This window comes from Nocardia sp. NBC_01009, assembly GCF_045208035.1.
GTDB lineage: Bacteria > Actinomycetota > Actinomycetes > Mycobacteriales > Mycobacteriaceae > Nocardia.
In genome coordinates, this window is sequence record NZ_CP108695.1 from 2,706,258 (window position 1) to 2,721,218 (window position 14,961).

Sequence of the window (14,961 nt, forward strand, 5' to 3'; positions counted from 1 at the left end):
GTCGACGAACACCTGAAGCGAAAGATCCATCCGGACAACGTATTCCATCTGCACCGGAATATTGCGCCACTGCATGATCAGACGGAGATCAACCGACCTCGGCGACGAGTTCGATGGCCCGGCCGAGGGTGGCGAGGCGGTCCCGCAGGGTTGCGCCGGCGGGATATAGCCGGACGGTGTCGATGCCCGCGTCGCGCCAGACCCGGAGCCGGTCGCGAACCATGGGTTCGGTGCCGATCAGCGTGGTGGCCAAGACCATGTCGTCGGTGACCAGTGCCGTGGCGCCGTCGCGGTCGCCGGCCTGCCAGCGTTCGCGGATCTCGCTGGTGACCTCGGACCAGCCCTGCCTGCTGTAGGCGGCGTTGTAGAAGTTGGTGTCGGTGCTGCCCATGCCGCCGATGCTGAACGCGAGTTCTCCTTTGCGACTGCGGATGTGGGACCGCATCAGTTCTTCGTCGTCGAAGAGAGCGACCTCGGCGCCCTGGCAGGTGTCGAGGTCTGCGCGGGTGCGGCCGGCGTTGGCGAGTCCGGCATCGAGGTGGTCGAAGTAGGCGGATGCGCCCTCGGGCACGAAGCTGGTGCCGAGCCAGCCGTCGGCGATTTCGCCGGTCAGTTCCAGCATTTTGGGGGAGAGGGTGGCGAGATAGATGGGGATGTCGGGGTTCGCAGCCTTCGACAGCCGCATCGGCCGGGCCGCGCCCGGCAATGGGATCTGGAATACCTTGCCGGAGAACGTGATCTTTTCCCCGGCCCATGCTCGGCGGATGATCTGCACCGTCTCGCGCATGCGGGTCAGTGGCCGATCGAAGCGCACGCCGTGCAGGCCCTCGATGACCTGCGGACCCGAGGCGCCGAGCCCGAGCAGGAATCGCCCATCGGACAGGTCGGCGAGGGTGAGCGCGGTCTGGGCGATGGCCACCGGTGTTCGGGTACCGAGTTGAATGATGCCGGAGCCCAGGAGGATTCGATCGGTACGGCCGGCCAGATAGCCGAGCACCGACGGGGCGTCGGAGCCCCAGGCCTCCGCGACCCAGCAGATGTCGAGGCCGAGCTTCTCGGCCTCGAGCACGAAGTCCAGCGTCTGCCCCGCGGCGTCGGACGCCTCGATCGTCGTCGCGGTCCTCACCGGTCACCCGCCGATTCTGCGCGCTGCTTGATGGCGGCGACCGTTCCGGTCATTGCGGTTTCGAACTCCCGCATCCGGACGAAGACGATTTTCTCTTCCTTGTCCGGCATCTGGTCGATCGCTTGCGAGAGCCCGGACCGGCCGGGACCCATGCGGACCCACTGGCGCAGCTGGGTGCCGCCGTCGCGGGCCTGCAGGGTGAAGCGCCAGGTCGCCGTCGGATTGTCGGGATCCTGTACCGCCCAGGCGAATACCTGCTCCGGATCGCATTCGACCACGTAGGAGGTTGTCGACCACTCGCCGAGCGCCGGGTGACTGTTGGTGCCGATGAACGCGCTGCCGACGGCGGGCCCCGCCGCGTCGAGCCAGTTCGCCGATTGCAATTCCGTACTCATCTGTGGCATCGACTCGACATCGGTGACGATCTCCCAGACCCGCCGCGGCGGAGCATCGATCCACGTCTCGACCTCCACCGTCGGGCCGTCGGCGTACTTGGCGCCCGTCCACTCCATGGCAACCACCTCTCTGTGACCTGCCCTGTGACGGATAGTCCCGTAGATAGACTTAGCATGTCAAGCAACTGAAGTGGGTCACTCCACCGTGAACCGCCGGGCGATCTCGGGCCGCTCGGCCAGATGCGGCGGGTATCCGGGCCCCATCCGCATGCGGGACTCCTCGATGGGGACGGGGTCGCCGCAGTGTGCGCAGACAACGTTCACCTGGGTCTCGTGACCGCACCGGGTGTGGTGCAGGACGACCGGCGGTCCATCCTCGGGGGCGAGCCACCGATCGCCCCACTTCGACATGGCGAGCAGCACGCTCCAGAAGTCGGCGCCCTTCTCGGTGAGCAGATACTCGTAGCGCACCGGCTCGTGCTGGTAGGCCTGCTTTTCGAGCAGTCCTTCCTCGACCAGCCGGTGCAGCCGTTCGGAGAGCGTGGTGCGGGCGATCCCGAGCTCGTGGCGGAACTCGTCGAAGCGTCGAATCCCGTAGAACGCTTCGCGCAGCACCAGCGGCGTCCACCAGTCGCCGAGCAGATCCATGGTCCGTGCGACCGAGCATGGCCAGCCTGCGAAAGAAGTCCGTCTCATGACCTCAGCATAGGGGTCCTATGATGAGACTCTGCTGATAGAAGTACTTCGGAGTGTCAATTCGGGCTGAGTGCCCCGGAGTGGTAGCGGGTCGCGGCGTTCCACAGGAAGAAGCTGGTGTCGCCCGCCGCCGCGGCGGCATCGATCTGGGCTCGGACCTCGGCGTCGCCGTAGTTCACCCCGAGGCTGAAGTCCTGCAACCACGGGATGACATCGGCGTGCGTGCCTGCGGTCAGTATGTTGAAGTCCGCCAGTGAGCGGAACACGATGTCGTAGGGCTGAGAGTTGGGGTTGGCGACGTCGTATTCGCCCGGGTTCCAATGCGACGGGTAGAGCATCGGCGCGACATAGTCGACGTACTGGGCGATCATCGGAATGTCCTGGGCGATCGCGTCCGGCCGGGTCGAGGCGATCCCGAAGACCGCGGCACCGAGATGAGCACCCTTGTCCCGCACCGGGTCACGGCTCTCACGCAGGAACTGCGCGATCGATACGCTGGGCGTGTCGGTCAAGCCGGGGAATTGCATCTGCGACAGGCTGCCGTCCGGACGTCGGACGTAGTCGTACATGATCCCGTCGAAGCCGAGTTCCGCGGCTTCGACCGCGAGGTCGATGTTGTATTTCCGGATCTCGGGATCGGCGAAGTTGGTGAAGGCGATCGCGCCGTAATGACTGGAATACGGCTCACCAGAGGGGTTCTGGATGACCCAGTCCCGATGTCCCTCGCGCCAGGCCCATTCCGCCATCGTCGGATCGCGGAATGCCACTATCCGGCCGACGACGCTCAGGTTCATGTCGTGCAGCTGCTGCAATGCCGCGCGGGCGTCGTAGATCCCGGCGGCCGCGCCCGATGCCCGGGCGAGCGGCACCTGGGAGTCGTAGCCGACGATGCCGTCCTCGTCCTTGATGTCGAGTTGGACGGTATTGATGCGCCCTTCGCGCGCCATGTCGAGCACGCCCGCACGTAGACCCTCGTGCATCCACGCATAGGCGGTCACGTGCACCGCCTTGATTCGCGGCAGGTCGACAGCGGCGTTGATGGCCTTGGCGGCCGTGTTGCCCGCCGCGTCGACGGCGATCATCTCGGCGTCGACCGGCGCGCGTGGCACTGTGATCTCGAAGGATCCGTCCGCGGCGGTCGGCACCGATTGCGTTCCGACCGAGACGTGGTCGGCGCCGGTTGCTTTGCCGCGCAACACGACAGACTGGCGGTAGGAGGGCACGCTCGCGGGCTGGCTCAGCTCCACCGTCGGCGGCTCGGTGTCGACGGTGAATATCTTGGTGACGCCTGGTCCGGCCTTGAGGAAGCCGAGCAGGCCGCCCGATCGGATCTCGGCGGTGAACCTGTGGGTGCCGTCGGCGAGGTTGCCCGGCCGGTAGCTCACGGCATTGCCCGCGACGGCACCAGTGACGGGTTCGCCGTCGAGTTCGAGCCGCATGTCATTCGGGTCGTGACCGCGGGCATCCACCCGTAATTCCAGCGCGGCCATGGCTGAAGCGCCGACAACGCCCTCCGGGAGCCCCGTCATCGTTAAACCCTCGGGTTCCGCGCGGAACGCACCAATGGTTACCGAAGCGACCAGAATTGATAAAACTGCGATAAACGCTATTGCCAGCAGCCGGCGTCGTCCTGTAGGCAAGACCGATTTGTTCAACGCGCACCAGCTTTCGTTCATCGCTCTCCCTCACTATCCACCGCCGGACGCCGAAAGCAGGCGCTATTCCACGTTCTCGCAGCCGAACTCACCCGCCGACACGTAATGTTGGATCGGTGACGCCGAATGCTCGCATCGGGATCATCATTATCGCGTCGGCAGCGGTATTTGCCGCAGTTCCCGCCTGCGAAACGCCGAAAGATCCCGTTGCCGCTGCCGTCGAAAGTATGCCGCCGCCGACAAGTTCGCTGCCCGATGCGGCAGCGGTCGCGGCGAATGAACTCGGGCTGGTGCCCGTCCTGATGTACCACCAACTGACGCCGTCGCCCGTCAGCGAATACGACCAGACGGCAGCGGAATTCCGCCTCGAACTCGAACGCCTCTACCGCGAGGGCTACCGCCCCGTGACCGCTGTCGATTACATTTCCGGCCGGATCGACCTCCCCGCAGGCACTCATCCTGTCGTGCTCACCTTCGACGACTCGACCATCAGCCAGGTCCGGTTCGCCGATGACGGCACCCTTGCCCCGGATACTGCGCTGGGCATTCTCACGGAATTCGCCGCCAGGAATCCGGATTTCACACCCAGAGCCACGTTCTACGTCAATAACGAGCCTTTCGGTAGCGACCCACGAACGCTGCCATGGCTGGCCGAACACGGATACGAGATCGGCGCGCACACCGCGACCCACGCCAACCTGGCGAGTCTGGACGTCGTGGGCGTGCAGCGCGAATTGGCGGAAAACGTCCGCGCCATCGAATCCGCCGCACCTCGGAATGACGTGCGCACCATGGCATTGCCTCTCGGTATCTTTCCGACCGACCACGCCCTCGCCGCCGGAGGCAACTGGGACGGCACCCCGTACGCCTTCGACGCCGTAATGCTGGTGGGAGCCGAGCCCGCCCCTTCTCCGTTCAGCACGATCGACCCCATGGGTGTCCCGCGCATCCGATCCGGCAAAGGCGAGGTGGCTTTCGACTCGGCCTACTGGCTCGACCGGCTCGCCGATCACCCCGATCAGCGCTACACCTCCGACGGCGATCCGACCACGGTCAGCTTCCCCAAAGACCTGGCAGGCGAGTTGAGCTCACTGCGATCGCATCGCGTCAACGCCTACTGATCGGCAGTGAGTCTTTTTGCGCAGCCCGCCGACGCGGTATTCGACGACTTGCTGGCGGGCATGGAACGCTCCCACATGACACGTCGGTTTCCGGCATCGGACCTGGTTGTGCGTGGCACAATTTCTCTGCGCTCGAACACTCGGCTACGGGTAGGAGATAGTGCATGAAACGTCCGGCAGCGGGTATTGCGCTGGCTGTCGTAATAATGGCGTGCGCCATTGTCGGCGGATGTTGGGATAAGAGCGATGACGAACCGTCACCGAGTAGTCCGACATCGATCGTCGGCGTTTCGACACCCGATTCGGCATCTTCGCCAACCCCGGGCGTGCTACCGCCGACGGTTTCGCCGTTGACGCGCTCGGCCGAAGCCTCGTCAGGCTACGTGGGTCCCCCGTCGTCGCTGCCCAGTCGCCCACCGACGACACCACGATCGACGGTGCCACCGACGAGACCACTATCGACGATGCCGTCGGCGGCACCGTGACATCCAACGTGCCGAGTATGCCATCGACGATCTCCGTGATCGGCGCGCTTTTGTCCCAGGTCGCTTTCGTAACCGGCGTGCTCTACTACTTCGGGTGGGCCTACAGCCACGCCTACTTCGCATACTTCGGGGTGGACGCGGGCGCACTCGGATTCACGACCCAGGAATATGTGTTGCGCAGCTTGAACAGCCTGTTTCGTCCGGGCATGTTCACACTGTTGGCGATCTTGGTGCTGCTGGCCGGGCGGTGGCTCCCTGAGCTGCACGCCCGGTGGAGTCGCCGCCCGCGGCGAACATTGCGTCGTTGGGTCGAGGTAACCGGGACGATCGGTGTCGCACTTACGGCCGCGGTGGCAATCGTCATGTTCGTGCCGACAAGCGTTGCGGGGCCGGTCGGCATCTACGCGCCATTCGTACTGCTCGCTGGGATGGTGTGTTTGGGATTCGCGAGCAGGCTTCGTTGGAAGTACCGCTCGCTGCTCGGCATCCGCGCACCACGAACGGCGGCCGACGTGGTCGCGTCGAAAACGCGGATATTGGTGTTGATCGCGGTTGGCATGGTGGCCTACGTGTGGGCTGTCGCTGCGTATGCCGACCGCCGCGGCCTCGATGACGCACAGCACGCGGCCAGTGATCACTTCATCGATAAACCGTCGATCCTTGTTTTCAGCGTCGATCGACTCGGGATCGACGGCGCGGGCGCACAGGTCGGTGAGATCACGATGCCAGGCGAAAAGTATCGCTACGTCTACAGCGGCCTGTGGCTACTGGCTCGCACGACAGATCGGTACTACTTGCTGCCCCAGCTGTGGCAGGCGAAAACGGATCGAGTCTTCGTGATCAAGGATGGCGACACTATCCGAGTTGATATCGCGCGGAATCCCTAGGCGTGCCTGCGAATCCGCCGATGTCCGCGCGGCGGTCGAGCCGCGCGTCGCCGCCGTCGCTTCGGAACTACTGGCGGTGCTGACGGTGTGAGTCGGGCCGCCGTGCGTGGCTCAGAGCTGGGCCCAGGCTCCGGTGAGCGCGTGGCGCAGGATCTGTTCCATCTCGTCGAACTGGGTCTGATCGCAGATCAGCGGCGGGGCCAACTGGATGACCGGTTCGGCGCGGTCGTCGGCGCGGCAGTGCAGGCCCGCCTCGAACATCGCCTTGGAGACGTAGCCCTTCAGGATGCGGTTGGCTTCCTCGTCGGTGAACCGCTCCTTGGTGTCGCGGTCCTTGACCAGCTCCACCGCATAGAAGTAGCCGGTGCCGCGGACATCGCCGACGATGGGCAGGTCGGAGAGCTTTTCCAGGGTGGATCGGAACGCGGACTCGTTGGTGACCACGTGCTCGTAGATGCCGTCGCGCTCGATGAGATCGAGGTTGGCGAGTGCGACCGCGCAGGAAACGGGGTGGCCGCCGTAGGTGGAGCCGTGCATGAAGGTGGCGCCGTGCTGGAACGGTTCCATCAGCCGGTCGCTGACGAGCACCGCGCCCAGCGGGGCGTACCCGGATGTGAGTCCCTTTGCGGTGGTGAGGATATCGGGCTGGTAGCCGAAGCGCTTGGCGCCGAAATCGTGGCCGAGGCGGCCGAAAGCGCAGATCACCTCGTCGGAGACGAGCAGTACGTCGTGCCGATCGCAGATCTCTCGGACGCGCTGGAAGTATCCCGGGGGCGGCACGAAACAGCCGCCGGTGTTCTGCACCGGCTCCAGGAAGACCGCGGCCACGGTGTCGGCGCCCTCGAATTCGATGGCCTCTTCGATCCGGTCCGCGGCCCACCGGCCGTAGGCCTCGTAGTCGTCGGCGTGTTCGGTGGCGCGGTAGAAGTTGGTGTGCGGCACCCGCTGGGTGCTCGGCACCAGCGGCTCGAAATCGGCCTTCGCGCCGGGGATTCCGGTGATCGACAGTGCGCCGAGCGAGGTGCCGTGATAGGCCATCGAACGGCTGATCACCTTGTGCTTGGTCGGTTTGCCAACGAGCTTGAAGTACTGCCTGGCCAGCTTCCACGCCGTTTCGACCGACTCGCCGCCGCTGACGGTGAAGAACACCCGGTTGAGATCGCCGGGTGCGGCGTTGGCGAGACGTTCGGCGAGTTCGATCGCCGTCGGGTGGGCGTAGCCCCAGATCGGGAAGTAGGCGAGTTGGCGAGTCTGGCGGGCCGCCGCCTCGGCGAGTTCCTCGCGGCCGTGGCCGACCTGCACCGCGAACAGGCCCGCGAGTCCGTCGAGGTACCGCTTGCCGTGGGAGTCCCAGACATAGGCGCCCTCGCCACGCACGATGACCGGAACGTCCGCGCCGGTCAGGCCGGTGTGCGGGGTGAAATGCATCCACAGGTGGTCGCGGATGACGCGGGAGGCATCCGGGGCGGCAAGGGGATGGAAGTCGATCGTGGCAGTCATGTGCGGACTCCTCGGAGGCGGGACTGGTCCACTCGGTTATTCCACACCGTACGGCGTATCGCAACTGAATCTGCTGTCGTTTGCATGATCGACAACGAATTAAGATCATTTCCGTCGATGCTGCTACGGATTTCGTTGCCCGGTCAGCGAGTGCTCCACTTGTAGGTCTGCTTGCGCAACTTGAGGTAGACCATGATCTCCGCGTGCCGTACGCCGGGCAACGTGCGCAGCCGGTTGGAGGCCAGGTCCAGCAGCGCCGCGTCATCGGTGCAGACCGCTTCGCACAGGATGTCGTAGCGCCCGGCGCACTCGACCACATAGCTGATCTCGTCCATGGCGGTGAGTGCGTCGGCCACCGGCTGCAACGGTCCGTCGACGGTGATCGCGATCATGGCCTGGCGAAAAAGCCCGACCTGCAAGGGATCCGAGACGGCGACGATCTGGATGACGCCGGCGTCCGACAGCCGCTGCACCCGCTGCCGAACAGCCGCCTCCGACAGTCCGACCGCCTTGCCGATGGTGGCGTAGGCCCGGCGTCCGTCCTCCTGGAGCTGGGCGATGATCCGCTTCGAGATGTCGTCGAGCACCGGTGCGGGCCGGTGGTTCTCCTGGTCGCTCACACGCTGCATCCTTCCTCGAGAGTTGTGGTGAATACATCGGATGCATCGATATCGGACGCTGCAAACAACGAAATCCGTCGAATTTTACGACTGACGACCTTTATATCGCAGTGATGCCCGCAGGTGTCGGGTCATCGTCGCTCAGGATCCGCGCGCCAGCAGCGCGAGCAGCAGCTCCGCGCGCACCCGGGCATTGTCGAGATCGCAGCCGAGCACACTCTGCGCCATGGCGATCCGCTTGCGCAGCGTGTGCCGATGCGCCCCCGTCACGGCCGCCGCCGATTCCCACTGTCCGTTGGACTCGAGGAACGCGCGCAGCGAGCTCAGCAGATCGGTGCCGTGCGTGCGGTCGTAGTCGACCAGCGGGGTGAGCATGGTGTCGGCCATCGCGTTCAGCACCTGCCTGGTGGCGTCGAACGATAGCAATGAACGACCGGCCAGTTCGGTGAATTCCGCAGGGGGACCGCCACGTTCGGCGGCGGAGGCAGCGAGCTCGGCATTCGCCAGCATCGCGGTGAGATCGTGCGGGGGATGCGCGCCGCTCAGTCCGAGACGGACCAGCTTTCTGGTCGCGGCATCGATCTCGGTCGCGAGCCTGCCGGCCAGCGCCGTGCCCTCGACGGCGGGCAACACGACAAGCACCCGGCGCTCGAGGACGTGCATGAACAGGGGAAGTCCGGCGCGGACGAGCGCTGCTTCCAGTGCTACCCGCACTCCGGCGACCGCGCCCATGGCGTCGCACTCGGCGACCAGGACACGGATGCAGCCCCGTGCGTCGGCGGCCTGGGCCAGCTGTCCCCACGCCGGAGTGAGGTCGGCGTCGGTGCCGAGCAGCAGCCCGAGCGCGGTGCTATTGAGCAGGTGCTGTGCTGCTTGCAGCCGTGCAGGCTTCTCGAAATCGAGCGCGAGCAGTGAGTTGGCGTGCCCGAGCAGGATCTGATCGACAGCGCTGAGCGGTGCCGGGCTGACCACCACCAGATCACCGTAGGAGCTGCGGCCGACGCTGATGCGCTGGTGCGTGATCGACATCCCCGACGTATCGGTGTGGACGCTGCTCACCGATGCGGCCGGGTCCGCGGCAAGCGCCGCGCGCACCGTACGCAGCAGGTTGTCATCCGGCGCACCCGGATGGCATTCGGTGACCGCGCCCGCCGAATCCAGCATCAGGACCTTCGCGCCGAGCGATCCGGCCAATTCACGGACGATGGCCTGCGCTCCTGCCTTGACCAGTGCTCTCGTCATGCGCGGTTGGGCGCGCGAGGCGCGCAGCAGTGCGTCGTGCTGTAGCTGTGCCAGCCGCGCGGTCACGCGTTCGACGATGGCCGCGAACGGCGTCGGCAACGGCACCTCGAAGAGCGGAATACCGATCGCGTCGGCCGCTTCTGTGAGATCCGCGGGCACCTCGGCGTGGGTCAATCCGGTGCCGAATCCGACTGCGGCGACACCGCATTCGTCCAGGCCGCGCAGATATCCGAGCCGGTCGCGTCGCGTGGCAGGCAGCCGCATCCCGGTGGTGAGCAGTAGTTCTCCGCCCGATAGCCAGCGGAACGGGCTTTCGAGCTCGGAGGTGACGACGAGGTCGATCTCGCGGCCGATGCCTACCGCGCCGCCTTTCAACCGCACCGCAAGATCGGGCTGGGACAACACCCAGCTAACAGGAACCGCCATCGCTGGTGAGTGTACAGAATGTCGAAGAATCGCCGGCCTCTTATCCATCTTGGCAGGGTGTCCGCGATGTGTCGCGGGGCACACTGACCTAGGCAAACCCCGGACAACGCACCGAGAGATGGACGGAAAACTAATGTCGAGGCCTGCGCTCCAGAACTATATCGACGGCGAATTCGTGGCTTCGTCCGCCATCGAAACCCTCGACCTGGTGAATCCGGTGGACGAAACCGTCGTCGGGCAAGCCCCGATCTCGAACAGGTCCGACATCGATGCCGCGATGGCGGCCGCGCAGCGAGCCTTCGAATCCTGGGGCCGGACCACCCCGAGTGTGCGGCAGGCGGCACTGCTGAAGCTGGCCGATGCCATCGAGGCGCACAGCGACGAACTGGTGGAGGCGCAATGCCGCAACACCGGGCAGCCGAAGGCGGTCATCGCCGCCGAGGAGATCGCGGTGAGCGCCGATCAGATCAGATTCTTCGCAGGCGCCGCCCGAATGCTGGAGGGCAAGTCGGCCGGCGAGTACATGGCGGGCTTCACCTCCTACGTACGTCGCGAGCCGATCGGTGTGGTCGGTCAGGTGACACCGTGGAACTACCCGTTCATGATGGCGATCTGGAAGATCGGCCCCGCGCTGGCCGCGGGTAACACCATTGTGCTCAAGCCGAGCGACACCACCCCGGAGAGCACCCTGGTGCTGGCCCGGCTGACCAAGGGCATCCTGCCCGATGGCGTGTTCAATGTCGTGCTCGGCGACGGCGGAACCGGCGCCGAGCTGGTCGGCCATCCGACGCCGGGGCTGGTCTCGATCACCGGATCGGTGCGCGCGGGCATCGCGGTCGCCGCGACGGCGGCACAGCAGGTCAAACGCACACATCTCGAGCTCGGTGGCAAAGCGCCCGCCGTGGTGTTCGGCGACGTCGATATCGAAACGGCCGCAAGCGGAATCGCCGAAGCGGCGTTCTTCAATGCGGGCCAGGACTGTACTGCGGCCACCCGCGTGCTCGTGCACGAGTCGATCCACGACCAGCTCGTGGACGCGTTGGTGAAAAAGGCGGAAATGCTGAAGCCCGGTCTGCCCGAGGATCCGGACACGTTCTACGGCCCGCTCAACAACATCAACCACTTCACCGAGGTGCTGCGCAAACTCGATGCACTGCCCGCGCACGCGAAGCTGGCCACCGGTGGAAAGCGCTGGGGCGACAAGGGCTTCTTCGTGGAGCCGACCATCGTTACCCAGGTGCTACAGGACGACGGCATCGTCCAGGACGAGACTTTCGGCCCGGTGTTGACGGTGCAGCCGTTCCGCGACGAAGCCCAGGCCATCGAATACGCCAACGGTGTCCGCTACGGGCTCGCGGCGAGCGTCTGGACCAAGGACCATGCCAGAGTGGAACGACTCACTCGTGCACTGGATTTCGGCGCGGTATGGGTGAACTGCCATATCCCGCTCGTCGCGGAGATGCCGCACGGCGGGTTCAAGCAGTCCGGCTACGGCAAGGATCTCTCGGCGTACAGCGTGGAGGAATACACCCGGGTCAAGCACGTTATGAGTTCGCACGGGTAGGGCGGGCACGCAGATGAGGTTGGTGGTCGGTTTCCTCGCCACCCCGAGCGGCGCCGACGGTGTAGCGCTTGCCATACCGATGGTCGTGGTTCCGAAAGAGGGGGTAAACGACCATGGCCGGTGACACTGCTGTCCCGCCGCCCGATGCCTCCGGTCCGATCGTGGCAGCATCCGCCGAGCCGTTCCTCGACAAGGGGCTGGCGGCGGGCAAGGTCGGCACCTTGGCCGGTGCGGTACTGGGTATTTCGTGCGTAGCGCCCGGATACACCCTGACCGCGAGCATCGGCCTGATCGTGGCCGCCGTCGGCTTGAAGATGCCCGCCATTCTCATCGCGGGCTTCATCCCGATGTTCCTGACCGCCTACGCCTACCGCGAGCTGAACTCGCGAGTGCCCGACTGCGGTGCGTCGTTCACCTGGTCCACCAAGGCCTTCGGTCCCTATACCGGGTGGATGTGCGGCTGGGGCATGGTGATGGCCTCGGTCATCGTGCTGTCCAATCTGGCCTCGATCGCCGTGGAATTCTGCTATCTCTTTTTCGCCAGGATCTTCAGCGATCCCGGCATCGCCGATCTCGCGGGCAATAAGGGCATCAATATCGCGACGACCCTCCTGTTCCTCGCCGTCGCCACCTTTATCGCCAGCCGTGGCATCACCACCAGTGAGCACGTCCAATACGTGCTCGTCGGCTTCCAGATGATCGTGCTGCTCGCCTTCGCGGTGGTCGCGCTCGTGCACGTCGGCCGGGGCGCGGTACCGGGATCACTCGGCTTCAGCTTCGACTGGTTCAACCCGTTCACCGGAATCACGTTGAGCGCGTTCGCCGTCGGCCTCACCGGCTCCATTTTCGCCTTCTGGGGCTGGGACACCTGCCTGACCCTCGGCGAGGAGTCGAAGGATCCGACGAAGGTGCCCGGGCGTGCGGGGCTGCTCTGCGTGCTCTCGATCCTGTTGACCTACTTGCTCGTCGCGGTCGCCGTGATGATGTATGCCGGTGTCGGTGCCAGTGGTCTCGGCCTCGGCAACGAGGAGAATGCCGGCAATGTTTTCGGTGCGCTCGCCGATCCGGTGCTCGGTGGCTGGGCGGGCCCGCTGCTGATGCTCGCGGTCCTCGCTTCTTCGGCGGCGAGCCTGCAGACGACGTTCCTGCCCGCCGCCCGGACCATGCTCGCGATGGGCGCCTACGGTGCGTTCCCGAAGAAGTTCGCCGAGGTCAGCCCGCGGTTCCTGGTGCCGTCGTTCAGCGCCATCGTCGCGGGCGTCGTCACCGGCGTCTTCTACACCGTGGTCACGCTGCTCTCGGAGCACACACTGCTGGATACCGTTGCGGCACTGGGCATCATGATCTGCTGGTACTACGGCATCACGGCCTTCGCCTGCGTGTGGTACTTCCGCGAGGAGTTGTTCAGCAGCGTCCGCGATGTCGTCTTCAAACTGTTGTTCCCGCTGCTCGGCGGGCTGATGCTGGCGACGGTGTTCGTGATCTCCGTGCGCGAGAGCATGAACCCGGACAACGGCAGCGGCGCGTCGGTGGGCGGTGTCGGACTGGTGTTCTTCATGGGCTTCGGGATGCTGTGCCTCGGCGCGGTGCTGATGTCGGTGATGCGGTGGCGCAACCCCGAGTTCTTCCGCGGCGACACGCTCACCAGGCAGACCCCGGTCATCAGCGATGACGCTGTAGTGATCCGCGTGGACAAGCGGTAGACCCGAGCGCCGGCGGCATAGGCCGCTCTTCCGCGTGCAACGACGAAATGGCGCGTGTAGGGGTGGCGCATGGCCGAAGTGGCGCTGGTTCGGAGCGCCGATTGCGCCGAGACTGGATAGAGACATTTCGACTGGACAGGAGCCCGAAGATGATCGCCATCGGCCACCGACTGGCGCAGCAGCGCACCATGGTCACCGCCCTGCCAGGGCCGCGGTCGACGGCGCTGGCCGACCGCCGCAAGGCCGCGGTCGCGGCGGGTGTCGGTTCGTCGGTGCCGGTGTATGCGGCCGATGCCGACGGCGGCGTCATTGTCGATGTCGACGGCAACTCGTTGATCGACCTCGGTTCCGGCATTGCCGTAACCAGCGTGGGGGCCTCGCATCCCGCGGTCGCGGCGGCGGTCGCCGAGCAGGCGGCCCGGTTCACCCACACCTGCTTCATGGTCACGCCGTACGAAGGCTACGTGCGGGTGGCGGAGGAACTGAACGCGCTGACACCCGGTGACCACGAGAAGCGCACCGTGCTGTTCAATTCCGGCGCGGAAGCCGTGGAGAATGCGATCAAGGTGGCGCGCTTGGCCACCGGACGCGCCGCAGTCGTCGCGTTCGACCACGCCTACCACGGGCGCACCAATCTCACGATGGCCCTGACCGCGAAGTCGATGCCGTACAAGACGAACTTCGGGCCCTTCGCTCCGGAGATCTACCGGATGCCGACCTCCTACCCGTACCGCGACGAGGCCGGGCTGACCGGCGCACAGGCGGCACAGCGCGCGATTGCGCGCATCGAGGCACAGCTCGGTGCGACTTCGGTGGCCGCGCTGATCATCGAGCCGATCCAGGGCGAGGGCGGGTTCATCGTCCCGGCACCGGGTTTCCTTCCGGCACTGGCGGAGTGGGCGCGCAGCAACGGCATCGTCTTCATCGCGGACGAGGTGCAGACCGGGTTCGCGCGCACCGGCGCCTGGTTCGCCAGCGAGCACGAGGGTGTGGTGCCCGACATCATCACCATGGCCAAGGGGATCGCGGGTGGTATGCCGCTCGCGGCCATCACCGGACGGGCCGAACTGCTCGACGCGGTGCACCCCGGCGGTCTCGGTGGCACCTACGGCGGTAATCCGGTCGCCTGCGCGGCCGCGCTCGCCACGCTGTCGGTGATGCGCGAGCTCGATCTGCCCGCGCGGGCGCGGGCCATCGAGGCCGCCGTCGTGCCGCGATTGCGGGCGCTGGCCGAGGAGGTCGGCGTGATCGGCGAGGTGCGCGGTCGCGGTGGCATGCTCGCGATCGAGATCGTGCGGCCGGGCAGCACCGAACCGGATCCGGCGCTCACCAAAGCCGTTGCCGCGGCCGCGCTCGCCGCCGGTGTTGTGCTGTTGACGTGCGGGACCAACGGCAATGTGATCCGGCTGCTTCCGCCGCTGGTGATCGGCGCCGAGCTGCTCGACGACGGCATCGATGTGCTCGCCGACGCGCTGCGCCGCCTGGCCGGCTGACCGATGCCTTGCACTGACGAGAAAACCCTTTCGAAGTGATCGAGGAGA

Annotated in this window: 12 protein-coding genes; 5 read left to right on the forward strand and 7 right to left on the reverse strand. The window is 65.9% G+C overall.

Translation table 11 applies throughout. The annotated features are described in order from the left end of the window. Positions 1-88 precede the first annotated feature (88 nt). The 4 genes from OHA42_RS12045 to OHA42_RS12060 all read right to left on the reverse strand — a co-directional run bounded on the left by OHA42_RS12045 (position 89) and on the right by OHA42_RS12060 (position 3,893). On the reverse strand, positions 89-1,126 hold the full coding sequence (locus tag OHA42_RS12045; protein ID WP_406236830.1) for an LLM class flavin-dependent oxidoreductase: 1,038 nt from the start codon (positions 1,124-1,126) through the stop codon (positions 89-91). Then, positions 1,123-1,638: an SRPBCC family protein gene (locus tag OHA42_RS12050; protein ID WP_406236831.1), complete on the reverse strand. Its 516-nt coding sequence runs from the start codon at positions 1,636-1,638 to the stop codon at positions 1,123-1,125. The genes OHA42_RS12045 and OHA42_RS12050 overlap by 4 nt, the downstream gene beginning before the upstream one ends. Before the next feature lie 78 nt (positions 1,639-1,716). Further along, complete coding sequence (locus OHA42_RS12055; RefSeq protein ID WP_406236832.1) at positions 1,717-2,217, reverse strand: winged helix-turn-helix transcriptional regulator; 501 nt, start codon at positions 2,215-2,217, stop codon at positions 1,717-1,719. A gap of 56 nt (positions 2,218-2,273) precedes the next feature. Continuing rightward, entirely contained in the window at positions 2,274-3,893 is a 1,620-nt protein-coding gene (locus OHA42_RS12060) for a putative glycoside hydrolase (protein ID WP_406236833.1), read from the reverse strand. A gap of 95 nt (positions 3,894-3,988) precedes the next feature. Here OHA42_RS12060 and OHA42_RS12065 point away from each other — a divergent pair, with 95 nt between their 5' ends. Both OHA42_RS12065 and OHA42_RS12070 read left to right on the forward strand, forming a co-directional pair. Further along, entirely contained in the window at positions 3,989-4,993 is a 1,005-nt protein-coding gene (locus tag OHA42_RS12065) for a polysaccharide deacetylase family protein (protein ID WP_406236834.1), read from the forward strand. Positions 4,994-5,495: 502 nt separating this feature from the next. Beyond that, positions 5,496-6,365, forward strand: coding sequence for a hypothetical protein (locus tag OHA42_RS12070; RefSeq protein WP_406236835.1), 870 nt, complete (start codon positions 5,496-5,498; stop codon positions 6,363-6,365). 111 nt (positions 6,366-6,476) lie between these two features. Here OHA42_RS12070 and OHA42_RS12075 read toward each other — a convergent pair whose 3' ends face one another. The 3 genes from OHA42_RS12075 to OHA42_RS12085 form a co-directional block, all read right to left on the reverse strand. Continuing rightward, a complete protein-coding gene (locus OHA42_RS12075; RefSeq protein ID WP_406236836.1) occupies positions 6,477-7,865 on the reverse strand; it encodes an aspartate aminotransferase family protein in 1,389 nt (462 codons plus the stop codon). A 143-nt stretch (positions 7,866-8,008) separates the two neighbouring features. After that, positions 8,009-8,494 carry an Lrp/AsnC family transcriptional regulator gene (locus OHA42_RS12080; protein WP_406236837.1) on the reverse strand — a complete coding sequence of 162 codons (486 nt, stop codon included), beginning with the start codon at positions 8,492-8,494 and terminating at the stop codon, positions 8,009-8,011. Positions 8,495-8,626: 132 nt separating this feature from the next. Next, on the reverse strand, positions 8,627-10,153 hold the full coding sequence (locus OHA42_RS12085) for a PucR family transcriptional regulator (protein WP_406236838.1): 1,527 nt from the start codon (positions 10,151-10,153) through the stop codon (positions 8,627-8,629). Between the two features lie 133 nt (positions 10,154-10,286). Between OHA42_RS12085 and OHA42_RS12090 the strand changes: the two genes are divergently transcribed. The 3 genes from OHA42_RS12090 (at position 10,287) to gabT (ending at position 14,913) form a co-directional block, all read left to right on the forward strand. Continuing rightward, complete coding sequence (locus OHA42_RS12090) at positions 10,287-11,717, forward strand: gamma-aminobutyraldehyde dehydrogenase (RefSeq protein ID WP_406236839.1); 1,431 nt, start codon at positions 10,287-10,289, stop codon at positions 11,715-11,717. 113 nt (positions 11,718-11,830) lie between these two features. Beyond that, positions 11,831-13,420: an APC family permease gene (locus OHA42_RS12095; RefSeq protein WP_406236840.1), complete on the forward strand. Its 1,590-nt coding sequence runs from the start codon at positions 11,831-11,833 to the stop codon at positions 13,418-13,420. A gap of 149 nt (positions 13,421-13,569) precedes the next feature. Then, positions 13,570-14,913: a 4-aminobutyrate--2-oxoglutarate transaminase gene (gene gabT / locus OHA42_RS12100; RefSeq protein ID WP_406236841.1), complete on the forward strand. Its 1,344-nt coding sequence runs from the start codon at positions 13,570-13,572 to the stop codon at positions 14,911-14,913. Positions 14,914-14,961 lie beyond the last annotated feature (48 nt).